The 23,875-nt window shown below is 55.2% G+C and carries 23 protein-coding genes and 1 tRNA gene; 14 read left to right on the top strand and 10 right to left on the bottom strand.

What is annotated here, in order from left to right; translation table 11 throughout:
• The first annotated feature begins 32 nt into the window (after positions 1–32).
• From HALO_RS11830 to HALO_RS11810, 4 genes are all read left to right on the top strand, one after another.
• Positions 33–350 (top strand): hypothetical protein, encoded by a 318-nt coding sequence (locus HALO_RS11830; RefSeq protein ID WP_035579411.1) that lies wholly within the window; start codon positions 33–35, stop codon positions 348–350.
• Positions 340–630 carry a helix-turn-helix domain-containing protein gene (locus HALO_RS11825; protein ID WP_088701400.1) on the top strand — a complete coding sequence of 97 codons (291 nt, stop codon included), beginning with the start codon at positions 340–342 and terminating at the stop codon, positions 628–630. Before HALO_RS11830 ends, HALO_RS11825 begins: the two co-directional genes overlap by 11 nt.
• Before the next feature lie 647 nt (positions 631–1,277).
• A complete protein-coding gene (locus tag HALO_RS11815; RefSeq protein WP_231896705.1) occupies positions 1,278–1,616 on the top strand; it encodes a DUF2303 family protein in 339 nt (112 codons plus the stop codon).
• 53 nt (positions 1,617–1,669) lie between these two features.
• On the top strand, positions 1,670–2,353 hold the full coding sequence (locus HALO_RS11810; protein WP_231896704.1) for a tyrosine-type recombinase/integrase: 684 nt from the start codon (positions 1,670–1,672) through the stop codon (positions 2,351–2,353).
• A 133-nt stretch (positions 2,354–2,486) separates the two neighbouring features.
• On the opposite strand, the gene HALO_RS11805 is transcribed toward HALO_RS11810, so the two are convergent.
• A tRNA-Ser gene (locus HALO_RS11805) sits at positions 2,487–2,577 on the bottom strand.
• Positions 2,578–2,626: 49 nt separating this feature from the next.
• Positions 2,627–4,333, bottom strand: a complete 1,707-nt coding sequence (locus HALO_RS11800; RefSeq protein ID WP_035579413.1) for a potassium/proton antiporter — start codon at positions 4,331–4,333, stop codon at positions 2,627–2,629.
• A 152-nt stretch (positions 4,334–4,485) separates the two neighbouring features.
• On the opposite strand from HALO_RS11800, the gene HALO_RS11795 reads away from it, so the two are divergent.
• Positions 4,486–5,652: an ABC transporter substrate-binding protein gene (locus tag HALO_RS11795; RefSeq protein ID WP_035579415.1), complete on the top strand. Its 1,167-nt coding sequence runs from the start codon at positions 4,486–4,488 to the stop codon at positions 5,650–5,652.
• A gap of 40 nt (positions 5,653–5,692) precedes the next feature.
• Positions 5,693–7,078, top strand: coding sequence for a 3'-5' exonuclease family protein (locus tag HALO_RS11790; protein WP_050713456.1), 1,386 nt, complete (start codon positions 5,693–5,695; stop codon positions 7,076–7,078).
• Between the two features lie 35 nt (positions 7,079–7,113).
• Here HALO_RS11790 and HALO_RS11785 read toward each other — a convergent pair whose 3' ends face one another.
• From HALO_RS11785 to HALO_RS11775, 3 genes are all read right to left on the bottom strand, one after another.
• Positions 7,114–7,917, bottom strand: a complete 804-nt coding sequence (locus tag HALO_RS11785; protein ID WP_050713455.1) for an alpha/beta fold hydrolase — start codon at positions 7,915–7,917, stop codon at positions 7,114–7,116.
• Positions 7,918–7,982: 65 nt separating this feature from the next.
• The gene (locus HALO_RS11780) at positions 7,983–8,651 is read right to left on the bottom strand and encodes a 7-cyano-7-deazaguanine/7-aminomethyl-7-deazaguanine transporter (RefSeq protein ID WP_050713454.1); all 669 of its coding nucleotides are present in this window, start codon (positions 8,649–8,651) and stop codon (positions 7,983–7,985) included.
• A gap of 186 nt (positions 8,652–8,837) precedes the next feature.
• Positions 8,838–10,811: a propionyl-CoA synthetase gene (locus tag HALO_RS11775; RefSeq protein WP_269449294.1), complete on the bottom strand. Its 1,974-nt coding sequence runs from the start codon at positions 10,809–10,811 to the stop codon at positions 8,838–8,840.
• 250 nt (positions 10,812–11,061) lie between these two features.
• Here HALO_RS11775 and HALO_RS11770 point away from each other — a divergent pair, with 250 nt between their 5' ends.
• Positions 11,062–11,382 carry an ArsR/SmtB family transcription factor gene (locus HALO_RS11770; protein ID WP_008956925.1) on the top strand — a complete coding sequence of 107 codons (321 nt, stop codon included), beginning with the start codon at positions 11,062–11,064 and terminating at the stop codon, positions 11,380–11,382.
• 16 nt (positions 11,383–11,398) lie between these two features.
• Here HALO_RS11770 and sohB read toward each other — a convergent pair whose 3' ends face one another.
• Positions 11,399–12,442 carry a protease SohB gene (sohB, locus tag HALO_RS11765; RefSeq protein ID WP_050713452.1) on the bottom strand — a complete coding sequence of 348 codons (1,044 nt, stop codon included), beginning with the start codon at positions 12,440–12,442 and terminating at the stop codon, positions 11,399–11,401.
• 189 nt (positions 12,443–12,631) lie between these two features.
• Between sohB and HALO_RS11760 the strand changes: the two genes are divergently transcribed.
• Entirely contained in the window at positions 12,632–12,943 is a 312-nt protein-coding gene (locus tag HALO_RS11760; RefSeq protein ID WP_035579427.1) for an SCP2 sterol-binding domain-containing protein, read from the top strand.
• Between the two features lie 25 nt (positions 12,944–12,968).
• Here the strand turns inward: HALO_RS11760 and nudC are convergent, their stop codons facing one another.
• Genes nudC through HALO_RS11740 form a run of 4 tightly spaced genes read right to left on the bottom strand, consistent with a single transcriptional unit; the run spans position 12,969 to position 15,831 of the window.
• Entirely contained in the window at positions 12,969–13,751 is a 783-nt protein-coding gene (gene nudC / locus HALO_RS11755) for an NAD(+) diphosphatase (protein WP_035579428.1), read from the bottom strand.
• The gene (gene dnaQ, locus HALO_RS11750) at positions 13,744–14,481 is read right to left on the bottom strand and encodes a DNA polymerase III subunit epsilon (protein ID WP_035579430.1); all 738 of its coding nucleotides are present in this window, start codon (positions 14,479–14,481) and stop codon (positions 13,744–13,746) included. The genes nudC and dnaQ overlap by 8 nt, the downstream gene beginning before the upstream one ends.
• Positions 14,481–14,951 carry a ribonuclease HI gene (gene rnhA / locus HALO_RS11745; RefSeq protein ID WP_035579432.1) on the bottom strand — a complete coding sequence of 157 codons (471 nt, stop codon included), beginning with the start codon at positions 14,949–14,951 and terminating at the stop codon, positions 14,481–14,483. Before rnhA ends, dnaQ begins: the two co-directional genes overlap by 1 nt.
• Positions 14,944–15,831, bottom strand: coding sequence for a class I SAM-dependent methyltransferase (locus HALO_RS11740; protein WP_035579434.1), 888 nt, complete (start codon positions 15,829–15,831; stop codon positions 14,944–14,946). The genes rnhA and HALO_RS11740 overlap by 8 nt, the downstream gene beginning before the upstream one ends.
• A 111-nt stretch (positions 15,832–15,942) precedes the next feature.
• Between HALO_RS11740 and gloB the strand changes: the two genes are divergently transcribed.
• The 6 genes from gloB (at position 15,943) to HALO_RS11710 (ending at position 23,792) form a co-directional block, all read left to right on the top strand.
• Positions 15,943–16,710 carry a hydroxyacylglutathione hydrolase gene (gene gloB / locus HALO_RS11735; protein WP_035579436.1) on the top strand — a complete coding sequence of 256 codons (768 nt, stop codon included), beginning with the start codon at positions 15,943–15,945 and terminating at the stop codon, positions 16,708–16,710.
• 30 nt (positions 16,711–16,740) lie between these two features.
• On the top strand, positions 16,741–17,964 hold the full coding sequence (locus HALO_RS11730) for a transglycosylase SLT domain-containing protein (RefSeq protein ID WP_035579439.1): 1,224 nt from the start codon (positions 16,741–16,743) through the stop codon (positions 17,962–17,964).
• 43 nt (positions 17,965–18,007) lie between these two features.
• The gene (locus HALO_RS11725; protein ID WP_035579441.1) at positions 18,008–19,987 is read left to right on the top strand and encodes an extracellular solute-binding protein; all 1,980 of its coding nucleotides are present in this window, start codon (positions 18,008–18,010) and stop codon (positions 19,985–19,987) included.
• 76 nt (positions 19,988–20,063) lie between these two features.
• Positions 20,064–21,137: a microcin C ABC transporter permease YejB gene (locus HALO_RS11720; protein WP_035579443.1), complete on the top strand. Its 1,074-nt coding sequence runs from the start codon at positions 20,064–20,066 to the stop codon at positions 21,135–21,137.
• 2 nt (positions 21,138–21,139) lie between these two features.
• A complete protein-coding gene (locus HALO_RS11715) occupies positions 21,140–22,216 on the top strand; it encodes an ABC transporter permease (protein WP_035579444.1) in 1,077 nt (358 codons plus the stop codon).
• Positions 22,209–23,792, top strand: a complete 1,584-nt coding sequence (locus HALO_RS11710) for an ABC transporter ATP-binding protein (protein WP_035579446.1) — start codon at positions 22,209–22,211, stop codon at positions 23,790–23,792. Before HALO_RS11715 ends, HALO_RS11710 begins: the two co-directional genes overlap by 8 nt.
• Positions 23,793–23,875: the final 83 nt, after the last annotated feature.

The raw sequence follows: 23,875 nt of genomic DNA, 5'->3' as shown, positions 1-23,875 counted from the left end.
CCATTTATACGTCAGTGACGCACAATAGGCTTATGTACACGATCGCCGAAACAGATATCTTTAAAGCCAGCGCTGACTCACTTTGGAGTGAAGCTGAAAGAACAGCCTTCTTCGAGTGGTTAGCCAAAAACCCTGAAGCTGGTGATGTTATCCCAGGATCGGGTGGGTGCCGAAAGGTGCGTTGGAAGCTACAGGGTAAAGGGAAAAGCGGCGGCGTACGTGTCATTCATTACAACTGCTTACCGGATGGAAAGATTTGGCTATTGGTGATATACGCTAAATCAGTACGTGGGAATATCCCCTCTCACATCCTCAAGCAGATTAAAGAGGAGATTGAAGATGCAGAGTGATGACTTTATGACCGGTGAAGAGCTTGGCAATACGCTGCTGGCTTCCATACGCCAAATGAAGCAAGGCAAAGCCGCTCGTGAGACGCAAGTAGAAGTACCCAAGGCCGCAGAAATTCGCCATCGCATGGGGCTCTCTCAAGGTGAGTTTGCTAAGCTGCTGGACGTAAGCCCTGGTACGCTTCGCGGCTGGGAACAAGGCCGTCGCGTGCCTACCGGCACTGCACGCACATTGCTACGAGTAGCTGAAAAACACCCTGAAGCACTGACTGACCTTTCGTAATGAGGCAGAAAAGCATTAAACCTACGCTATATCCATCTATCTAAGCAGTTGAAATTTAGCTACTGTTGAAATATGCAAAAAATCACCCTCAAGCTCAATGAGGCTCGCCCCCGCAGAGCGGCAACACAGTTCATGCTTCTGCGTCTAATTCATACGGTGATCAAGATGTTGAGATTAATATCACCATTACGCAGCATAGCGAAGAGCACACTACCTCCAAGACCGAGCTGATTAGTAGCGAAACAATTACGACGACCCAAGAAAATCGTTGGATTGCAGAAGACTGCTAACGTAACACCATCGCTTAATACGCGCTGATTTAAGGCCACCCACTGAGGTGGCCTTTTTGATGCCTCCCATTCACACCCACCCTCGCTACGTAGTACTCGTATGTCACACCCAACCGATGTGACCAGACGGCGTATTGGCTGAACGCCTGGGTAAAGTCCTTAGCCACGCAGCAGCGTTGGCAACGGACAACCCGAAGAAGAAAGCCAAAGTGTCGATTGATCTAACAGTCGAGAACATTGGCTCAGGTGCCCGGGTCGGCGTTACCCACAAGCTGGCCTTCAAGATTCCGACCGAACACGGCACACAGTCGGAAGAACACACCACCGAAACGGTCATGTGCGTCAACACTGGTGGACATGGAAAAGTATCAAGACCAGCGCCGCCGCTTTCGTGGGCAATTCAAAACCGAGGGTCTGAAAGACTTTATTGCCTACGTGGCGGGTCGCCAGAGTGAAGCTCCTGTATTCCGCGACGCCATGGCGGCATGCTCTTATCTGGATATCGGCATTACTGAGCGCCCTGGCCATTGCGATCATTCCGCTACCTTGAACCTGCCCAAAACACCAGAGTTCACTGCCTACCTAAATGCCGATGGCAGCACCTTCGACCAGGAGGAAATGGTCGAGCTGATAGAAGATTGGGGCCACCTGCTGGCGTTTGAAAACAGCAAAGGCGAAGTGCTGGAGCGTATGTAGTATTTGCTGAATGCGAGCCAAGAGATATAACGGCTCACGACATTTATCGTTATATGGACGCCCGCGGCGTTCAGTCCAAAACGCAGGCCAACCATGAGTTGGCTCTGCTCAAGCACATTTTTCGATATSCCCAGCGCTGGGGAATTGTCGAGCACAACCCCGCCGATCCGGTGACCAAGTTCAAGCTCAAGCCGCGTGACCGCTATATCACGCACGCTGAGTTTAGCCGCTTCCTGAAATTCACTTCCCCGTGGGTGCGCCGCTATGCCCTGCTGAAGTACAAAACCGGACTACGTCAACGCGACCTTCTCACTCTGCGCCTAGACCAACTTACTCCAGACGGCATCGCTTTACGCAGCAGCAAAGCAGGCAAACAAGCTGTGATCCCCTGGGATGATGAGCTAAGGCGTTTAGTGCAGGAGATAAAGGCCGACAACCTAGGCCGTGGCAAGCAAGGCCCTACGCTGTCCTGTAAGCGGGACGGCATGCCTTACAACAAGGATAAGTTTCACAGCCGCTGGCAGTATGGGATGCGTAAGGCGATGCATGAGGGCCATATCGAACGGTTTACCGAGCATGATATACGCGCCAAGCACGCAACTGATGCAGATGACCAAGGCTATAACGCCATGACCAATTTGCAGCACAGCGACCGGCGAACGACTGAGGTCTATCTACGTGCCAAGCGAGTGTTGACGGTAAGCACGCTGGGAGCGGGAGAGTTCTTAGAAGACTAGACTTTAGTCTATTATGCACTGGTCTGGCTGGAGCAGTATAACGGTAGGTGTTCCCCTCGTTATATTTTCGCCCTTTTCCGATGCTTAGACATAAAAAAAGGAACCAGCTAAGTAGCTGATTCCCTTGAATAAGTGGCGGAGGGACAGGGATTCGAACCCTGGATAGGCTATTAACCTATGCCGGTTTTCAAGACCGGTGCATTCAACCGCTCTGCCATCCCTCCGGCTTATGGGTGCGTATACTAACAGCTTTTCCTTGGAAGTCAACGCCTTTTAGTACAAACGTAACCCGACGCGGGTAATCTTGCCGCCTTCCATATCGCTGACTACCCAATGGATGCCGTGCCAATCCACGTCGTCCCCGACCACCGGGTGGCCACCCACGCGCAGGGCAATAAACTCCGCCAGCGTCATGTTCTGCTCGCCGGGGCTGAGCGTTAGGCCATAGGCTTGGGCGATGTCCTGCATTTGCGCGCTGCCATCCAGGGTAAAGGTACCGAAGAAGGCGCGCTCCTGCTTGAGCTTGGCATCGCCATTGAATAGTCGGTTAAGCGCGTACAAGTCCTCTGAGCGGCCGATCACACAAATCACATCGCCCAGCTTCAAGCGTGTGCTGCCCTTGGGGTGCAGCATGGCGTGGTCGCGGAACAGCGCGGAAATCAAAGCACCTGATGGAAAACGCAGCAGCCGAATGGGCACGTCTTCTAAATCCTGGTTCTCGACCCCGTACACGAACAGCTCAAAGTCGTTTTCCGGCAATATGCCTAGCGGGCCGCGTCGGTTAGGCACGGTGCCTACCGGCACTTCCACCTTCAACCACTTGGCCATCAGCGTCAGCGAGCCGCCCTGAATMAGCAGCGACATCAACACCACAGCAAACGCGACATTAAAGTAGAGCGAGGCGTTTTCGACCCCGCCGATGACCGGGAATATCGCCAGTACGATAGGCACCGCCCCTCTCAAGCCTACCCAGGCGATAAAGAAGGTTTCCCGCCAGCGGAACTTAAAGAACGGCTTGATGGTGATCAGCACGGCCAGTGGGCGGGCAATAAAGATAAGCGCCAGCGCCACTAAACCAGCGGGCAGTGCCACGTCCCACAATTCACTGGGGGTGACCAGCAGGCCAAGCACCAGGAACAGGCCGATTTGACTTAGCCACGCCAAGCCATCGTGCACAGGTAGAATAAAGTTAAGGTGGCGCCCGGGCTGATTACCAATCATCAAGCCGGCAAGATAGATCGCCAAAAAGCCACTACCGCCCAGCACGCTGGTTAAACCGAACACGCTGAACCCCAGTGCCAGCGCTAACATGGCGTAAAGGCCCGGCGCTAAATCGAGCCAGCGTAGCAGCTTGGCACTCAGCCAACCGCCCCCCAGGCCAACAATCAAACCAATACCAAACTGGGAAATGAAAAACAGCAGCGTTTGAACGGGGCCGCCAATATCCCCCACTAACAGCTCGACCAGCATCAGGGTTAAGAAAATTGCCATCGGGTCGTTGGTACCCGACTCAATCTCCAGCGTTGCCCCTACCCGTTCGTTGAGATTAACGCCGCGACCGCTCAGCATGGAGAAAACTGCTGCAGCATCGGTGGAACCCACAATGGCTCCAACCAGCAGGCCCTGAATGATGGTTAGGTCAAAAATCCACATGGCGATAACGCCAACAATGGCGCTAGTGATAAAGACCCCAAAGGTAGCCAGAGAGAGCGCGGGTTTAAAACCTACCCGGAAGGTTTTGAGGCGGGTACGTAAGCCACCGTCTAACAAAATCATGGCAAGCGCGAGGTGGCCGATAGCAAAGGCCATGGAGTAGTCGTCAAACACGACGCCCAACACGCCCTCTTCCCCTGCCAGCATGCCTAGCCCAAGGAAGATCAGCAGCAGCGGCACACCCATCATCGACGATAAACGGCTGGCCAGAATACTGAGCGCCATTAGCGAACCGCCTACCAAAAAGAACATATAAATTGCGTCCATGACTCTCCGTCTCTACATCAATACAGCGCTATTATTGCATGTAACCGTTGAATTTACTGTCTCTTCTCCGCGCCCTCTTATTGTCAAAGGGCTGGTCAGAAGCTTTCCCAGGCGGCTACACTTCGCCGTTACGACCTCTGGAGTTACTGACTATGTTGCGTTGCCTATCACGCTGGTGGCACCCCATTCTATTGAGTCTCATCGTTACCTTACTGTTTTCTAATTCAGTTATTTACGCTAATGAAGAGAGCGAAGAAAGCCCTCAACAAGAGAGCTCTGAACAAGAGACTCCTCAAGAAACGAACCCGCTGACGCTGGATACAGACGTCGAGGTGCCGGAAGCGTTTTGGCGAAACATTGACAGCGAAAGCGAAGAGGAAGTGCCCACCATGGCGCAAACTCCAGCACCGCCGCTTGAGCCTCCCCCGGTTAAACGCGTGACGCTGATGCTGGATTGGTACTTGAGCCCGCAGCATGCGGCCTTGGTGATTGCTAAAGAGCGAGGGCTTTATGCTGCCCAGGGGCTTGAGGTGGAGATTCAGTCACCGGCCGACCCTTCTATCGCCATCAAGCTGCTAACCGCAGGCGAAGTCGATTTGGCGTTAACCCGTCAGCCGCTGCTTCATCTGCAAGTCCATAATGGCGCGCACATCACCCGGATCGCGACATTGATTGAAACGTCGTTAACAGCGGTAATCGTGACCGGTGAAGAGCAGGCAGAAACAGAGAGTACCCTGGCAGGGTTACACTACGGTTATACCACCGGTGAAGGCCGCGATCTGAGCATTCCGCGTTTACTGCCCCGCTCGGTGCAGCAAACCGATGATTTTACGCCACCGGTCAACCTGCACTTTGATCCCATCCGGGCGATACGTGAAGGCCAAATTGACGCCGTCGCCGATGGCTTTTACCACTACCTTCCCCAGCAGTTGGCGACTGAGGGTATTAACACCCACGTCATTCGCTTCGATGAGTTAGATATTCCACGCAATGACGGCTTGGTGGTGCTGGCCAATAGCGATACGCTTGCCCGCCGCGCTGATACTTGGTCTCGCTTCGTGCTTGCCCTTGAGCAGGCGAGCCACTGGATTATTGACAACCCTGACGCAGCCTGGGATCTGCTGGTTAGCGCGCACCCTGTGCTCGACAATGACATTAACGCCAACGCCTGGGAGGATATTCTGCGCCGTATGGCATTGAGCCCTGCAGCGCTGGACAGCCGACGCTACGCTGGCTTTGAAACCTTTTTGCAACAAGCGGGCATTATTGAAGACACGCTGCCAGTATCGCGCCTGGCGGTAAATCCCCACACTCTATAACCGCGTATTGATAGCTCTTTATCCACGAACCTGGCGGCCCATGAGCGAAACAGCTTTAATTTTTGTTGATGTTGAGACTACTGGCACCCGCGCGACGCGGGATCGAATCACCGAAATAGCCGCCCTTAAAGTCATCAATGGCGAGCTGATTGACCGCTGGTCGAGCTTGATCTATCCGGAGTGCAAGGTACCCGCGCAGATCACCCAGTTGACCGGGATTTGCGACGACATGCTTGTTGATGCGCCACGCTTTGCACAGATAGCCGAGTCGCTTCGAGAGTGGTTGGGCGACGGGCAATTAGTGGCCCACAATGCGCGCTTTGACTACAGTTTTCTGCGCAACGAATTTAAGCGTGCTGGGCAGGATTTCCGGGCGCCGCTGATATGCACACTGCGGTTATCAAGACGGATAGCGCCCCAACAGCGTCAGCACAATCTGAAAGCGCTGCTTAACCGCTACGGCATTACACCCACCCGCCACCACCGTGCCGGAGACGATGTGGATGCACTGTGGTCGCTGTGGCAGGCATGGCAGGCAGAACACAGCGACGAAGCGTGGCAGCGCCTGCTGGGCGATGAACGCCGCCACCGCACGCTACCTGCCCATCTGGATAGCGCCCAGTTGCAAGATTTGCCCGCCCGCCCTGGCGTCTACCTGTTTTATGGCCACAACCGGCTGCCCCTGTATGTGGGCAAAAGCGTCAACTTGCGCAGCCGTGTACTAGGGCATTTTCAACGCGACCACCAGGACGACAAAGAGATGCGCCTCGCCCAGCAGGTTCAGCATATCGAGTGGGAAGAGACCGCTGGCGATTTAGGCGCCCAGTTGCGTGAGGCGCAGCTGGTTAAAACGTTAATGCCGATTATGAACCGGCAGCTACGCAAACAGCGCAAGTTAACTACCKGGCACTGGGCGGAGGAAGCCGACCACCCTGAGTTGCTTAGCGGTAACGCCCTGACCCAGCCTATAAGCGGCACGCTGTATGGCTTGTTTCGTAATGCACGCGAGGCCAAGAATGCATTGCGCGCCATTGCTGAAGAGCAGCAGCTCTGCCCTCGGGTGTTGGGGCTGGAAAAAGGTAAGGGGCGCTGTTTTGCCAATCAGGTGGGCAAGTGCCGTGGAGCGTGCAATGGTCAGGAGTCGATAGCAGCGCATACCCAGCGGGCGCAAAAAGCACTCACCCAGCTTCAGGTCAACGTGTGGCCCTGGCCGGGCAGTATTGCTATTGAGGAGAAGTCAGCGGGCGCTACAGGGTCTGCATGGCATGTCGTTCGCCAGTGGTGCTATCTAGGCAGCGCGACCAGTTTTAACAACGCGCAAACGCTTGCGGAAACGTCCGCAAGCTTCGATGTGGATAGCTACCGAATTTTGAACCGTTTCTTGCGTTATCCAGAGCAGCACGGCTTAACGGTCACTCCGCTCTGATAAGGCAGCGCCTGTTTGTATGACTGCGCGTGCATCTACTGGGCGTCGACGAACGCCTCGACCGCCTGCTGAAAGGCATCCGGCTGGTCGGCGTGTAGCCAGTGACCGGCATTTTTAAGCGTTACCACACGGGCGCGGGGCAACACTTCACGCAGTGCGGGCAGCATATCGTCGGCCACGTAGTGGGAATCGCCGCCACGCAGCACCAGCGCTGGGCCATCGTAGGGCTGCTCGCCATCCGGCACGCCGATAATGTCGCCATACCCACGCTTGATCTCATCTAAGCCTACCCGAAGCGCCATCACGTTATCGTCATTGCGCACCAGATTGGTGGCTAAGAACAGCCTTGTGGGCCGGAAATCCACATGTTCAGCCAGCAGGTCATCGGCTTCACGGCGGTTTTTGGGCTGCCCTTTCCGCACGTTGTCCAGCGCGGCAAACACATCGTCATGGCCATGTTCATAAGCCACTGGGGCAATATCGGCGACTATCAGCGATGCCACACGCTCGGGCGCCAAGCGCGCCAGACTGATCGCCACTTTGCCGCCCATGGAGTGGCCCAGCACGTGAGCGCGCTCAATCGAAAGCTTATCCAGTAGCGCTATAACGTCATCCGCCATGGTCGCGTAACGCATGCCTTCTGCATGGGGCGAGCGGCCATGGTTACGCAGATCCAGCGCAATCACACGGCGGCTGCGCTGCCACMCTTTCAAGTGCGAACGCCAATTATCGGCACTTCCCAGCAAGCCGTGAATAATCACCAGTGGGGTGGTATCCGCGGCGGCTTCTTCGGCGGGCATATCGATAAAATGCAGATCAACGGTGGCAACGGCAGTCATGCTAGCTCCTAAGCTTTGCGGTCTGTGTGGTGTTTACGTCATTACGCCATTACGCCATTACGCCATTACGCCGTTCGGGGTGCGGCGTCCMCCTGACCTGTCCAAACCACCAAACGGCGCGTTAGCCAGGCAAGCAGCAAGCCATACAGCGGTAGGAAAAACAGCAGGCTGATGGCGAGTTTAATGGCATAGTCGACGGCAGCAATTTCGATCCAGTTGGCGGCCATAAACGGGTCTGGGCTGTTATAGAACGCCGCCGAGAAGAATGCAAAGGTATCGGCCAGGTTACCCAGCACCGTTGAGCAGACCGGCGCCACCCACCATGCCCACTGGCGCAAGCGGTCAAACACCTGAACATCCAACAGCTGGCCGATCACATAGGCCAAGAAACTAGCCAGTGCGATACGGGCAACAAACAGATTCCACTCCGACAGCGCTTCAATACCGGCAAAGCTGCCACGGGGAAACACCACTGAGACCACATAAGAGACCAGCAGCGCGGGTAGCATCACGCGCAGAATAATCGACCGTGCGGGCCCTTTACCAAACAGACGCACGGTTAGATCGGTCGCTAGAAAAATAAACGGAAAGCTAAACGCCCCCCAGGTGGTGTGAAAACCAAACAGCGTAAACGGCAGCTGAACGAGATAGTTACTGGCGGCAATAATGCCGATATGGAAAGCCACCATCACCATTAGGCAACGGCGGTGCTGAGTTTCACTCAATGCAAACATACGGGTAGACCTTTTTTTAATAGCGAAGAGGGGTTAGGGAACCCTCGGGGTAGTAAGCGCATCGCTACATCAACGTTGATAAAGCTGGCGCTGTTCTGGGGAGCGCATTATACGGCTTCTGTGGGGTATTAAAAGTCGGCTAATGAAAGCCGCCCTCAATCTCGGGCGGCTTGGGCCTGCCAAACGTCAATCCAGCGGAGTGGCTCTGTCCGCCGCGCCTACCGAGCGCTCACGCATGGCGGCGTGAACATCCGCCAAGCTGGTGGGGTCATCAATAGTGGAGGGAATAGCAAACTCTTGACCGTCAGCAATCGTGCGCAGCAGCTTGCGCAAAATCTTACCCGAACGGGTTTTGGGCAAACGATCTACCACTAACACCTGCTTGAAGCAGGCAATCGGGCCAATGTGTTCGCGAACCCGCGCAATCAGTTCGGCTTCTAGTGTGGCTTCATCACCATCAAAGCCATCTTTGGGAATCACTAAGCCGATTGGCAGCTGCCCTTTCAGATCATCATGAATCCCAATTACAGCGCACTCGGCCACCGCTGGGTGGGCACCGACCACCTCTTCCATTTCCCCTGTTGAAAGCCGATGACCCGCGACGCTAATGACATCATCGGTGCGGCCCATAATGAACAGATAGCCCTGCTCATCAAAATAGCCGCCATCGCCGGTTAAATAGTAGCCGGGGAACGCCGCCATATAGGCGCTATGAAAGCGCTTTTCGTCCCGCCAAACGCCGGTCAAACACCCCGGAGGCATGGGCTGTTTGATCACCACACTGCCCTGCTCCATGGGTTTGGCCTGCTCACCGTCGCGATTAAGCACCTGTACATTAAAGCCGGGAACCGGGAATGTCGCTGACCCCGCTTTGGTCGGCGTTGACTCAATGCCCGGCAAATTAGCGGCAATCGGCCAGCCAGTTTCGGTTTGCCACCAGTGGTCTATCACCGGCACATCMAAAAGGTCATCCAGCCAATGAAATGTAGGAGGATCAAGGCGTTCACCGGCCACGTAAAGGTGCTTCAAGCTGCTGATATCATAGTTCTGCAGCAATTTGGCATCGGGATCCTCTTTCTTAATCGCGCGAAAGGCGGTGGGCGCGGTAAAGAAGCTCTTAACCCGGTACTCTTCAATCAACCGCCAAAAGCTGCCTGCATCAGGAGTTTTTACCGGTTTTCCTTCGTACACTACTGTGGTGCAACCCACTAACAAAGGCGCATAAACAATATACGAGTGCCCGACGACCCAGCCCACGTCCGAGGCGGTAAAGAATACGTCGCCGGGCTCCATGGCGTAGATCGCCTGCATCGAATAAGCCAGCGCCACCGCGTAGCCACCCGTATCGCGCATAACCCCCTTGGGCTTTCCAGTGGTACCCGAGGTATACAGGATATACAGCGGGTCGGTGCCCTTTACCGGGACACACTCTGCAAACGGCGCCTTGGCGACCAGCGTTTCCCAGTCATGATCGCCTGCTCCCAGTTCAGCACGGTGTGCTGCGCGTTGATAAACCACACAGGCATCCGGCTTATGGGCGCTTAATGCAACGGCTTGGTCTACCATTGGCTTATAGGGCAACMCCTTGCCCAATTCGATACCGCAGGAAGCGGCAACCACCACTTTAGGTTCGGCGTCTTCGATGCGTGCCGCCAGTTCATGGGGGGCGAAGCCTCCAAACACCACCGAGTGAATGGCGCCAAGACGGGCGCAGGCGTACATAGCCACCAGGGCTTCGGGGATCATCGGCATATAGATGATCACACGATCCCCCTTGGTGACACCTAGCTGGGTCAGCGCCCCCGCGAAGTACGCCACTTTGTCACGCATTTCCCGGTAGCTAATGGTTAGCTTGGCCTCGGCGGCGGGCGAATCCCAAAAAATCGCCGCCTGGTCACCGCGGCCATTTTCAACATGGTAATCCAGCGCAGCGTAGCTAAGATTCATTTCACCGTCGCTAAACCAGCGTGCATGTTTTTGTGCAGGGTGCTGGCCATCAAAACTGAGTATGGTTTGCGGCGGCGTGTACCAGGGAATACGTTTGGCCTGCTCGGCCCAAAACGATTCCGGGTGTTCGATGGAGCGTTGGAAGGTGTGTTGGTAGCGGCTCATGGTGTCCCTATCTTTTTTGTAGTAGCGATCAAAAAGGATTGTTGACACTTTACAAAGGAAACCGACGCCTCACCCTCATACTATGGGCTAAATAGCGACTAAAGCGCTAGACAGCCCTCGACATTGTCGACAAGATGGCGAACAACTACCATTGATTAATCGTTAAACAGCAGCTTGGACAAAACTCGCTAAATTACTGATCATTAAACAACTTAATCCTCGCGACGCGACGATGCCTCGACAACGTATAACAATGCTTATAAAACGCTGATGTAACAGTGTAGGCAAGGAGAACTTTATGTCTGCTTCTACAAGCGCCGCCACACGCCTGCTTGAACATAACTGTCGCGCGATTGAAGCGGGTACTAACCTGCTTAAAGCGTTGGCCAACGAGAAACGGCTGCAAATACTCTGCCTTCTTGCCGAGAAAGAGCTGTCAGTAACGCAAATTAATCAACAACTTGCGTTAAGCCAGTCAGCGCTTTCTCAACATCTGGCTATTTTGCGGCGTGATGAGCTCGTCGATACCCGGCGGGAGTCACAAACGATCTATTACTCATTAAGCAGTGAAAGTGCCAAGGCAGTAATCGCCACCTTGGCACACCATTACGCTGCCTGATGTTTTAAGGTTAATCTCAGCGCCGCTGCCACCCAGCGGCGTCGATTACACCCAGCGCCTTCAGCGCCGCTTTTTCGATCCCTTCCGACACGGCCAAGCCCAGTTTCCGACTGACGGTTTTAGGTGCTTCTAGTTTCACTAGGAAGACTTGCGCCTCGGTCATGCGTTCAACCAAATAGGCTTCGCTGGTACCTACGCTGTCAACAAGCTGTTGGGGCAATGCCTCGCTGCCGTACCAAATCTCGCCCGTAGCGAGTGTATCGATGTCCATGGTGGGGCGCCGTTCTGCCACATAGCTTTTAAACAAGCGGTGAGTATTCTCTAAATCCTCTAAGAACTTTGCTTTGCCCTCTTCGGTATTTTCACCCAGCACGGTCAAGGTGCGCTTGTATTTGCCGGCGGTAAGCAGCTCAACGTCAACATCGTGGCGCTTGAGCAGGCGGTGAATATTGGGGACTTGTGCCACCACGCCGATAGAGCCAATCACCGCAAAGGGCGCGGCCTTAATATGCTGTGCGGTACACGCCATCAAGTAGCCACCGCTTGCTGCCACCTTATCGATACACACCGTGKTGGTCAGCCCTGCCGTGCGCAGCCGGTCTAACTGGGCGGCTGCCAGGCCGTAGGCATGCACTAGCCCACCCGCAGACTCAAGGCGCACCACTACCTCATCCTGTTTAGCGGCAACGTCGATAATAGCGGACACCTCTTGCGCAAAATGCTCAGTTTGGGAGGCTTTCAGGTCGCCGTGGAAGTCGAGCACCCAAACCTGCGACGCTGGGGCAGCATCTTGCTCCGATTTATGCCCCTTCTGGCGCTTTTTATCTTCGCTACGAAATACTTTCAGCAGCTTTTTACGCGCCCCCGGCAAGGTAGCAGCCAGCCGTAAACGCCGACCACGGCGGCGGCGCTGATCGTTTAGCGGCTCGATAGTGAGCTTCAGGTCACTCTCTTTGTCTTGCTTGGTGCGCGCAATCAGCAGCAAGCCAACGCCTATCAGCGCCATCACGATAGTGGTTTGCACAACAAAGGTGCCTATTTCTGCTACCCATTCACTCATTGACGTTCTCCATTTAGAGGGTTGATTCCTTTATGACGTGTACTTTGGCATATACCTGATCGGGACAGTGCTTGATTGGAACGCACGTATGAAATAACCTCGCTTGCCTTTGCGATTGTTTATATTGGCGGTGGTCGCTAGCCTTAGTCCCATCTACTTAAGTTCATCTACCTAACTGAGAGATATGTTATGTCAAACACTACCCTTGAGAAGCTAAAAGCGCGTTTCAGTCCGCAAGCAGCAAAGGGCATGAATGAAGTTTTCCAGTTTCACTTTACCGATGCTGGCAGCTACTACTTAAACATCCAAGATGGCACGTTGGACGTACAAGAGGGTGAGCACGACGATCCTTCTGTCAGCTTAAGCCTAACCACTGACACGCTGAAAGGCATTATGAGTGGCGAGATCAATGGCATGACGGCCTTTATGACCGGCAAGCTGAAAGCCACCGGCAATGTCATGTTGGCCACAAAGCTGACAAGCTTATTCCCTAGCGAGTAATGGCGATATCGGCACGCGGCGCCATTTACTCGCGCCAGCGTGCCAAATGCGTTTCGATCAACTCGCGGGATATCGAGTAAGGCGGCGGCAGAGAGGGCAACTGACGGGGTGAAAACCACGCCGCATCGCTAATCTCTACCCCGTCGATACGAATGCGCCGAGTGGTCGCTTCAGCAAAATAGCCAAACATCAGCGAGTGCGGAAATGGCCACGCCTGACTTTGGTGATAACGCAGTTGATCGATATGCACGCCCACTTCCTCAAACACCTCGCGGTGTACCGCCTCTTCCGCTGACTCCCCTGGCTCGATAAAACCTGCCAAGGTGGAGTAGCGCCCGGGTGGGAAGCGCGGGCCACGGGCAAGCAGCATCGCTTCCCCGCTGGTTACCAGGGTGATAATGCACGGGGAAATACGCGGATAGTTGCGGTGCCCGCAGGCGTGGCAGTGCATCGCGAATTCCGCTGTGAGTTTGGTGGCCGGTGCACCACAGCGTCCGCAGAAACGATGGTTCTCTAACCAAGCACCTACCTGTAGCGCCGTAGAGAGCAGGCTAAACCAGCCGGTGGAGAGTTCGCTCATCCATTGGCGACCGTCAATCCAACCGCTTCCGGCCTGGGGCTCAACGAGCAGCGCCACCGGTTCGTCATCCCAGTAGCAAAGCGGCTGCATCTGCTCTGTCCAGGGTTGGTAGGGCTGCAACGGCGTTAATGCTTCGCTGCCGCTTAGCGGTGCGGGCGCCAACAGGCTGCGCGATAGACGAATTACCCGCCCGGCTTGTTCATGATGGGGAATTTCTCGCCTAAGCATCGCTGGCCGCACCCTCAAACCAATGCAGCTTATGCGCCTCGCACTTGGCCTTATGGGCCGCTTGTTCTTCGTCGGTTGGGCGCACCACGCGCAGTTGGCCAGGCGTTAGGGAGACACGCTGAATCGACAGCCCTTCATTGGAGGTATCCGCCTGTTCTTGTTCCGCGGCACTGGCCGCGTCTAAGGTCAGCGCGGTTTGCCCACCGGTCATCGCCAGGTAGACCTCAGCGAGAATCTCAGAGTCTAACAGGGCGCCGTGCAGCACCCGGTGGCCATTGTCGATATCGTAGCGTTTACATAATGCGTCAAGACTGTTGCGCTGGCCGGGGTGCATTTTGCGCGCCATAGTCAGCGTATCGAGTATCCTGCAATGATCGCTGACGGGCCCCAACAGAGGGGATTTACGCTGCCGATTCAACATGCCGAGCTCGTGGTCAATAAAGCCCACATCGAAGGGGGCGTTATGAATCACCAGCTCTGCGCCTTCGATAAACGCCCAAAACTCATCGGCAATTGCAGCGAATATCGGCTCGTTAGCAACTCTGGCGTCATCAATCCCGTGAACGTCGACGACTTCAGCGTCGATATGCCGCTCGGGGTTGATGTATTGGTGATAAGTGCGACCAGTGAAGCGGCGATTGACCATTTCAATGGCACCAATTTCGACTAAGCGATGGCCATCTTTGGGGTCGATACCCGTGGTTTCAGTATCTAAGATCACCTGACGCATCATGCTCTCCTTTTTTGGTGCTCATCAATCGCTTCATTGGCCAGCGAATCGGCACGCTCGTTGCCTGGGTGCCCGCTGTGCCCTTTTACCCAGTGCCACTCGACTTTATGGCGCTGGGTCTCTTCGTGCAGGGTTTTCCACAGCTCGGCATTTTTGACCGGCTGCTTGGCAGCAGTTTTCCAGCCGCGCTTGATCCAGTTATGAATCCACTGGGTGATACCCTGGCGAACATACTGGGAGTCGGTCCATAGCGCCACTTCGCACGGGGTATTAAGGGTGCGCAGTGCCATGATCGCCGCCATTAACTCCATGCGGTTATTAGTGGTATCCGCCTCATAACCTTTCAAGGTTTTCTCATGCTCGCCACTCGCCAGCACGACGCCCCAACCGCCGGGGCCTGGATTGCCACGGCACGCTCCATCGGTATACACCGTTACCCGGGGTAGATCTCCGGCCGCCTCTTTAGTCAAACTCTTGATCCCCTGGTTGAAATGAAACAGTTTTGCGTGACTTAGTTTTAAATGGCCCGGTTTTTTGCGACTCAGGTTCATGCCTTTTAGCGGGAGCCACTTGAGTCGGATACTCTTGATAAGACGAGTAATGGGCAGATGTGCCTGAGCGGGTAACACCCAACGACGCCGGGGATGCCGGTGCCTTCAAGCCAAATTTCAGGCGCTGCACCGGCGCTTGGCGCTGCTGTCGGCGAGCCTGAATCATATAACTTTCGCCCAACGGCAGGTTATGCCGCCGCCCTAACGACTCCCAATATTCACCGCACTTGGCATTCATCCGCCCCCGAAAGCAGCAATAGTCTACTCGCTCCACCTCAAAGTCGACAAACGCCAACCAGTCGCGCAGGCGGCTAGCGGAGCGCCAGCTACCGTTCCAGGGAAACGCCTGCTGCCCCTTTCGCAATTGCCGGGCAAGCCCGCTCACACCGATAGGGTTAAAACCAAACAGCACCATAATGCCGTTATCGGCGGTCACCCGTGCGGCCTCCTGAAGCGTGAAGTGGGCATCAGCTAAATGCTCAAGCCAGTGGTGAATGACCATTACGTCCAAACAGCGATCCGGCAGCGCAAGCTGATCCGGCGGACATATTAAGGTGCTATCGGTATCGGCTAACTGACGCGTAGGCGACCAGCGTATGGGGTGTGGAATGGCCGACATGGTCATCAGTGTCGGCCCCATGCTCATTTCCAAGCTGTGGCCGCCCACCCGCGATTCCACCACGGGCCCTAAGCAGGCGCGCTGAGTTTCCCAAAGCGAACGCCCCGCCTCTGTTTGCCAATAAGGCTGGCTACTTTGTAAGCGCTTAGCCAGTGTCGTGGCCGTCGTCGAATTTGACATGAACAGCGCTTCCCTCCACAGTAACGGCTTTTTAACGTCTTTTACGCACCGATTTAGCGCTGATAAGCGCAAAGTTTGATGTGTTTTTTCGTAACTTAAAGGATCTCGTCGATGATGAGCGTGACACCGATCCCCGCCCTTAGCGACAACTATATTTGGCTATTAAGACAAGATAATAGTCAAAGCGTTTGCGTGGTGGATCCCGGTGAAGCTGCCCCGGTGATCGAGTTTCTTGAGCGTGAGTCGCTAACCCTAAACTGTATTCTGATTACCCACCATCATCATGATCATACCGGTGGTTTAGCGGAATTAATTAAACGCTATTCGCCTCACGTGATCGGCCCGGCCAATCCTAACATTGCAGGCATTGATGAAACCGTGGGCGACGGCGACGAAGTTCGCATTATGGGCCGTTTGTTTGACGTTATGGAGACACCCGGCCACACGCTGGATCATATCAGCTACTTCACCGCCGGTATCCCTGCGCTACTGTTCTGCGGTGACACACTTTTCTGCGCCGGTTGCGGTCGTTTATTCGAGGGTACGCCGGAGCAAATGTATACCGCGCTGAAAAAATTTGCGGAACTCCCTGAAGATACACTGGTCTTTGCAGCCCATGAGTACACTCAGGCAAACCTAACGTTTGCTCGTGCTGCGGATCCTGAAAACGAAGACGTCAAACACGCTTTGCAGGAGTGTGAGAAGGCGCGGGCATTGGATCGCCCCACCTTACCCAGCACGATAGGACGCGAGCTGAAGATTAATCCCTACCTCCGCGTGGGCACTGATAGCGTGCGCCAGGCGGCAGGTACCCAGGGTGTTAATAATGATGATCTCGCTACGTTCACCACTCTACGCGAGTGGAAGAACCGTTTTTAAGAACGCTATCGAAACCAAACGAATGCCACTATGACCTATCGAACGATTCGCCAGCGCTTGATGCTGAGCGCTGGCAGTACCGTAATTATGGGCCTAATGTTAGCCGCTGCGGCAAGCTCTCAAGCCTCTGCCACAGCCTATGAAAGACCAACTGCATCAACAGGCACCCCAGTAGACGCTACAAAGCCACGCCCAACGCCGTTCCAGATCCACTTCTGGGAAGCGCTGGAACTGGAGCCTCAAGACGCCTGGACAACGCTGCGTAAAAGCTTTCAGTGGCAAGAGAAGTCACTACCCGCCGAGGCCCAAGCGCGGGTAGACGAGTGGATTGAGTACTACCGTTCAAGCCCCGAAAATATTGCCACTATCACCGAACGCGCTACCCCTTGGCTCGCCTGGATTACCCAGCAGGTTAGTGAGCGCGGTCTACCCGGTGAAGTGGCATTAATTCCTTTTGTAGAGAGCTCCTTTGACCCAGGCGCGCGGAGCCACCGCGGTGCCGCTGGGCTATGGCAGTTTATGCCCGGTACCGGGGATGCGTTGGGGTTGGTACGTAATGGAAACTACGATGGCCGGTTAGACGTTTTGACCTCCACCGAGGCAGCGCTGGACTACTTGGAAATGCAGGCTGATCAGTGGTACGAAGGTGATCTGATGCTGTCATTAGCCGCTTATAACGCAGGCGCCGGAACCGTTAACCGTGCTCAGCATCAGGCCCAGGCTCAAGGTTTAAACGGCGATTATTGGGATCTCTCGCTGCCCTACGAAACCATGCAGTATGTGCCCAAACTGAAAGCCATCGCGACGATCATTAACGATCCTCAGGAGTACGGCGTCAGCTTACCGGAAATACACGTTGACCCAGCCTTCGCGAAAGTGAAGCTGACCCACGCGGTGACGCTCTCGGAAGCCTCGCAGCTGCTGAATGTCAGTAAGACGGCGTTAACCGAGCTCAATCCAGGCCTGCTGAATGGCAGTATCGATCCACGCAGTGCTCAGACCCTGCTGGTACCTGAAGAGGTCGACACGCAGATGCTCGCGCAACTCTCACAAGACGGTAGTCAAGCACAAGACAGTCGCCAAGCGGTTGCACAAAATGGCAGCGCCGATACCCACCGCGTTGAAAGTGGCGATAGCCTCTCGGCGATTGCAGCCCGTTATAATGTCAACCAGCAAGACCTTATCCGCTGGAATGCGATTGACCGCCCCGGCGCTTTACAACCAGGCCAACTGCTGACACTTTCAGGGCGTTAAACCGGGTTAACATAGTTGGCTTTGTTCACATGGGATGTCACCAATGCCGCGTGGTTTGTTTTTTGCGAAATCGCTTCTACTCATCAGTGGCCTGCTATTCAACGTATCGGTACTGGCTTCAGAGAGCATCGCTTCAGAGAACACTGTTTCAGAGGCCAGCGCTTCAGAAACAGCGACTAATAGCGATGCTTCTGACACCACCTCCAGCGCCAACGTGGTGGGTGATTTAAATACCGACGCGCATAACGTGGTGCCGGTTGAAACCGTTCACGCGCTATCGCTGTACGATAGCCCCGAGCTACCAGCAGATTTCCCCTACTTCCCTCACGTAAACCCGCAGGCCCCCAAAGGCGGCACCATTACCCATACCGCCGTGGGCAGCAGCTTTGACTCGACAAACCCGTTTATTATTCGCGGTACGCCGGTTACCGGCATTTCACAAATCTACGACACCCTAATGGCCAGCAACCCTAATGAGCCCTTTAGCCTCTACGGCTTACTGGCTGAGGGTGTACGCCTTGATCCAGATAGGCAGTGGATTGAGTTCGACCTGCGCCCTGAAGCACGTTTCCAGGATGGTGAGCCGGTTACGGCCTATGATGTGGTGTTCTCGCTTAACTTGCTCCGCGAAGAAGGCAACCCGTTTTACGCCAGCTACTACGCTGGGGTAGAGGAAGCCATCGCGCTAAACGAGCATCAGGTGCGTTTTACGTTTAACGATACCGAGTCCCGAGAGCTGCCGTTAATCATTGCCCAGTTACCCATACTCCCCCGCCACTATTGGGAGCCCCGGGAATTCACCTCACCCACCCTAGTCGCGCACCCAGGCTCCGGGCCCTACCGTATTAGCGAAGTCGACCCTGGTCGGCGCATTGTTTATCAGCGCGATGAGAACTATTGGGGTAAAGATTTACCGGTCAACGTGGGTCGTTACAATATCGATCGCATCATTTACGACTACTACCGTGACCGCGACATTGCCTGGGAAGCTTTTAAAGCCGGTCTGACCGATTTTCGTACCGATGCCCGCGCCGCCACCTGGGCAATTGGCTACGACTTTCCTGCCTACGAAGAGGGCTTGGTCAAGCGACTTACCGTGCCGGACGTTAATCCATCCATGATGCAGGCGTTTGTCTTCAACCTGCAGAAGGAGAAGTTTCAAGACCCACGGGTACGAGAAGCATTGAGCCTTACCTTCGATTTCCCGTGGCTTAATACCAATATTTTTTACGGTACTTACCAACGCACCGAGAGTTTTTTCCAAAATTCTGAAATGGAAGCCACCGGGCTGCCTTCAGAGGCAGAGCTAGCGCTGCTGGAGCCCTTCCGTGAAGAGTTAATGGCCTCCCATGGCTCTGATCGCCTGTTTACCGAGCCGCTGCCTATCGATGAGCCCGTCGAGCTACGCGAACGGCTGCGTAAAGCGCTTGATTTACTCCGTGAGGCAGGTTATCGGGTTGAGGACGGCGTGCTGGTCAACCAAGACAGCGGACGTCCTTTAAGTCTGGAAGTCTTACTTTACGATTCTGGACTTGAACGGGTGGTTCAACCCATGCTGCGCAATATGGCCCGCTTAGGGGTGCAGACATCGCTGCGTATCGTTGATATTAATCAATATTTAAATCGGCAGCGCAATTACGACTATGACATAGTGATTAGTCATTTCCCTCAGTCGAACAATCCGGGCAATGAGCAGCGTGACTTCTGGACCAGTGCCGCCGCCGAGGCGCCGCAAAGCCGCAACCGGATGGCGCTGGCACACCCTGCGGTCGATGCCCTGGTGGAAACGATCATTAGTGCCGATGGCCGTGAAGAGCTGGATACCGCCACCCGCGCGCTGGATCGTGTGCTGCGCTGGGGGTTCTATGTGATTCCCCACTACCACTCAGGGGAGACCCGTATCGCCATTTGGGATAAGTTTGGCTACCCCGAGCCGTTCCCAGAGTACGCCATGGATATGGATGCGTGGTGGGTAGACACCGACCGTGAAGCAGCACTACAGCGCCGTCAACGCGGACGCTAACACGGCCGCGATGACAACGACTGATTGCAACGGCTTATCCTTAACGGTTTCATCGTCATAAACCTCGGAGTGCTCTGTGGCCCGCTATACCTTACGCCGACTGCTGCTAATGATTCCGACCTTGTTCGGCATCATGCTACTCAATTTTATGATTGTTCAGGCGGCGCCGGGCGGGCCAATTGATCAGATGTTGGCGCGGTTTGAGGGTGCTGACGCCATGGCCAGCACTCGCTTGGATATGGGCGGCGCCGACGTCCAGGTCAGCGACGACTCCCGAGGTGCCCGGGGCATTGATCCGCGCTTTATCGAACAGCTAGAGCAGCAGTTTGGTTTTGACAAACCCGCCCATGAACGCTTTATCGGCATGATGGCGGACTACCTCACCCTCGATTTTGGCACCAGTTTCTTCCGTGACCGCCCGGTCACCGAACTGATGATAGAGCGGCTGCCGGTCTCCATATCATTAGGACTTTGGACAACGTTACTGGTCTATTTAATCTCCATCCCGTTAGGCATCAAAAAGGCACTGCGTCACGGTTCCCGATTTGACGTCTGGTCATCCGGACTAGTGATTGTCGGCTATGCCATTCCGGGCTTCCTGTTTGCCATCCTGCTCATTGTCCTGTTTGCCGGGGGCACCTACTGGGACTTATTCCCTTTACGCGGTTTGACCTCACCCGACTTCGACCAGCTTTCAGCCTGGGGCAAGGTCAAAGACTACTTCTGGCATATCACGCTGCCGGTAATCGCCGCCTCGATTGGCAGCTTTGCCACCCTGACAATGCTTACCAAAAACAGCTTCCTTGATGAGATTCACAAGCAGTATGTGATTACCGCTCGCGCTAAGGGCGCCGACGAGCGGCGCGTGCTTTACGGCCATGTGTTTCGCAACGCCATGCTGATTATTATCGCCGGCCTACCCGCTGCGATGATCGGCATTTTCTTCACCGGGGCGCTGCTTATCGAAGTGATCTTCTCCCTGGATGGGCTGGGACTGCTCGGTTTTGAAGCGGTGATGCAGCGGGATTATCCGGTAATTTTCGGCACCCTGTTTCTATATACCGTGATCGGCTTAATCCTCAAGCTGATTTCCGATCTGACCTACGTGTGGGTAGACCCGCGTATCGACTTTTCGACTCGGGAGTCGTGATAATGGCCGCTTTATCGTCACGTTTAGCACCTATCACTCGCCGTCGGCTGGCCGCTTTTAAAGCCAATCGTCGTGCCCGGGTGTCACTCTGGTTATTTGCCACGCTGTTTATTGTTAGCCTGTTTGCCGAACTGATTGCCAACGACAAACCGATCATTATGCAGTACGAAGGCCAGTGGTACTTTCCCATGCAGGTGGACTACCCAGAAACCGAGTTTGGCGGCTTCCTGCCGACCCGAACGGACTATCTGGATCCCTTTGTTCAACAACAGATTAAAGATCACGGCTGGGCGCTTTGGCCTATCATTCCGTTTTCGTATCAGACTCTGGATATGAATATGACCCGCCCTTCCCCGGCTCCACCGGATAGCCGCCACTGGCTGGGCACCGACGACCAGGGGCGGGATGTATCGGCACGGGTCATTTATGGTTTTCGTCTTTCGGTGGCCTTTGCCCTGGTACTCACCGCCGGGTCATTAGTCATCGGCGTTGTGGTGGGCGGCGTGCAGGGCTACTTTGGCGGCAAAATTGATTTGATTGGGCAGCGCTTCACCGAAATTTGGTCCGGCTTGCCGGTGCTGTTCCTGCTGATTATTTTGGCCAGCTTTGTTCAGCCAGGTTTTTGGTGGTTACTGGGGATTATGCTGCTTTTCTCATGGTTGGGCTTGGTGGATATCGTGCGCGCCGAGTTCCTGCGCGCGCGCAATCTCGAGTACGTGCGCGCGGCCAAAGCCATGGGCTTGCCGTCACGCCTGATCATGTGGCGCCACGTGCTGCCCAACGCCATGGTCGCGACACTGACATTTATTCCGTTTCTGTTTACCGGTGCAATTGGCACGCTCACCGCACTGGATTTCCTCGGTTTCGGCCTGCCCCCCGGCGCTCCCTCGCTAGGTGAACTGGCAGCCCAGGGTAAAAATAATCTTCACGCTCCTTGGCTGGGTATCACGGCGTTTATGACCCTGGCGATCATGCTCTCGCTGCTGGTCTTTATCGGCGAAGGCTTGCGCGATGCCTTTGATCCTCGTCACGTGCAGCAGCGCCAAGCTGGGCCTGCCCAGGAGACTCAGCATGCATAATCCCCTGCTGCGCATTGAACATCTTGATGTCGCCTTTGATGGCAACCCGGTGGTCCAGTCACTCTCACTCACTCTCAATGCGGGCGAAACCCTGGCTATTGTCGGTGAGTCAGGCTCCGGCAAATCGGTATCGGCGCTGGGTATGGTAAATCTGCTGCCCAGTAACGCTAGCGTTCAGGGCGAACGCTGGCTGGGTGATACCAATCTGGCCACTTTAACGGAAACTGAGTGGAACACTATACGCGGTAATCGCGTCGGCTTTATCTTCCAGGAGCCGATGACCTCGCTCAATCCACTGCATCGGGTGGGTAAGCAGATTGGTGAAGCGTTACGGCTGCATCAAGGACTGCGCGGCCAGGCGGCCCGTGAGCGCAGCAAAGAGCTGCTGGAACAAGTAAAACTACCGCGCCCGGACGAACTGCTGGACGCCTGGCCCCACCAGCTCTCGGGTGGGCAGCGTCAACGGGTGATGATTGCCATGGCGATTGCCAACAATCCCTCACTGTTGATTGCCGATGAGCCCACCACTGCGCTGGACGTCACGGTACAGCAGGAGATTCTCGCTCTGCTGCGTGAACTACGCGATCACCATGGCATGGGTATGCTGTTTATCAGCCACGACTTAAACCTAGTTCGCCGTTATGCAGACCGAATTTGCGTGATGTACCAGGGGCGCATTCAGGAAATCGGCCCGGTGGAGCAGGTCTTTCAGCATCCGCAGAGTGATTACACCAAAGCGTTACTGGCTGCCGAGCCGGAGGGTCGGCCCCAAGCCATTGAGCAAACAGCGCCGCTATTAACCGCTCGTCAGTTAAGCGTCAGCTTTAAGCGCCCTAAAACCGGCTTATTTAAGCGCCAGCCGCCCGCTTTTGTAGCCGTTCAACCAACCGATTTCCATATTGCGCCGGGAGAGACTCTGGGCATTGTGGGCGAGTCCGGCTCAGGTAAAACCACGCTGGCCTCGGCGGTCATGCGACTGGTTACCAGCCATGGCGAGGTTAGCCTTGGTACCGATAAGCTAAGCTCCCTGACCGGCGATGCGTTGCGCCGTCATCGCCACAGGCTGCAGATGGTGTTTCAAGACCCCTATGGCGCCCTCTCACCCCGTATGCCGGTGTTCGATATCGTTAGTGAGGGCCTGCGCTTTCACTACCCTCACCTCACCACTGAAGAAGTCGCCCAGCGGGTTAATCAAACCCTGCACGAGGTAGGTTTGCCCGAAAGCTGTGCCGCCCGCTATCCCCACGAGTTCTCCGGTGGTCAGCGCCAGCGCATTGCCGTAGCCAGAGCGATTATCCTAGAACCAGAGTTGCTGGTGCTGGATGAGCCGACCTCAGCGCTAGATCGTACCGTGCAGAAGCAGTTAGTCGCGCTACTGCGTGACCTACAGTCGCGGCGGCAGCTTAGCTATTTGTTTATAAGCCATGATTTAGCCGTTGTCCGCGCCATGGCACACCGCATTATGGTGCTCAAGGATGGCGAAGTGGTCGAACAAGGCCCCTGCCTAGAGGTGCTTTCAGCGCCCCAGCACGCTTATACCCAAGCGCTGATTGCTGCTGCCCACCTAGCCCCTTAAGACGAAGCAACGGCTAACGGAACTGCTGGAAGGCAGTTTCCGCCTACGACTTTCCACCTGATTCGCACAATCTCCAGGCAATA

The sequence above is a fragment of the Halomonas sp. R57-5 genome, assembly GCF_900070345.1.
GTDB classification, from domain to species: domain Bacteria; phylum Pseudomonadota; class Gammaproteobacteria; order Pseudomonadales; family Halomonadaceae; genus Vreelandella; species Vreelandella ventosae_B.
Note: the sequence above shows the minus strand (reverse complement) of the source record. Positions and strands in the feature narration are given on the sequence as shown.

Bases quoted from the DNA above. Each gene is read 5' to 3' on its own strand.
- HALO_RS11830 (WP_035579411.1), top strand. From the start codon at position 33: ATGTACACGATCGCCGAAACAGATATCTTTAAAGCCAGCGCTGACTCA.
- HALO_RS11825 (WP_088701400.1), top strand. From the start codon at position 340: ATGCAGAGTGATGACTTTATGACCGGTGAAGAGCTTGGCAATACGCTG.
- HALO_RS11815 (WP_231896705.1), top strand. From the start codon at position 1,278: ATGGAAAAGTATCAAGACCAGCGCCGCCGCTTTCGTGGGCAATTCAAA.
- HALO_RS11795 (WP_035579415.1), top strand. From the start codon at position 4,486: ATGTTGCGTTGCCTATCACGCTGGTGGCACCCCATTCTATTGAGTCTC.
- HALO_RS11770 (WP_008956925.1), top strand. From the start codon at position 11,062: ATGTCTGCTTCTACAAGCGCCGCCACACGCCTGCTTGAACATAACTGT.
- HALO_RS11760 (WP_035579427.1), top strand. From the start codon at position 12,632: ATGTCAAACACTACCCTTGAGAAGCTAAAAGCGCGTTTCAGTCCGCAA.
- nudC (WP_035579428.1), bottom strand. From the start codon at position 13,751: ATGCTTAGGCGAGAAATTCCCCATCATGAACAAGCCGGGCGGGTAATT.
- dnaQ (WP_035579430.1), bottom strand. From the start codon at position 14,481: ATGCGTCAGGTGATCTTAGATACTGAAACCACGGGTATCGACCCCAAA.
- HALO_RS11740 (WP_035579434.1), bottom strand. From the start codon at position 15,831: ATGTCAAATTCGACGACGGCCACGACACTGGCTAAGCGCTTACAAAGT.
- gloB (WP_035579436.1), top strand. From the start codon at position 15,943: ATGATGAGCGTGACACCGATCCCCGCCCTTAGCGACAACTATATTTGG.
- HALO_RS11730 (WP_035579439.1), top strand. From the start codon at position 16,741: ATGACCTATCGAACGATTCGCCAGCGCTTGATGCTGAGCGCTGGCAGT.
- HALO_RS11725 (WP_035579441.1), top strand. From the start codon at position 18,008: ATGCCGCGTGGTTTGTTTTTTGCGAAATCGCTTCTACTCATCAGTGGC.
- HALO_RS11715 (WP_035579444.1), top strand. From the start codon at position 21,140: ATGGCCGCTTTATCGTCACGTTTAGCACCTATCACTCGCCGTCGGCTG.
- HALO_RS11710 (WP_035579446.1), top strand. From the start codon at position 22,209: ATGCATAATCCCCTGCTGCGCATTGAACATCTTGATGTCGCCTTTGAT.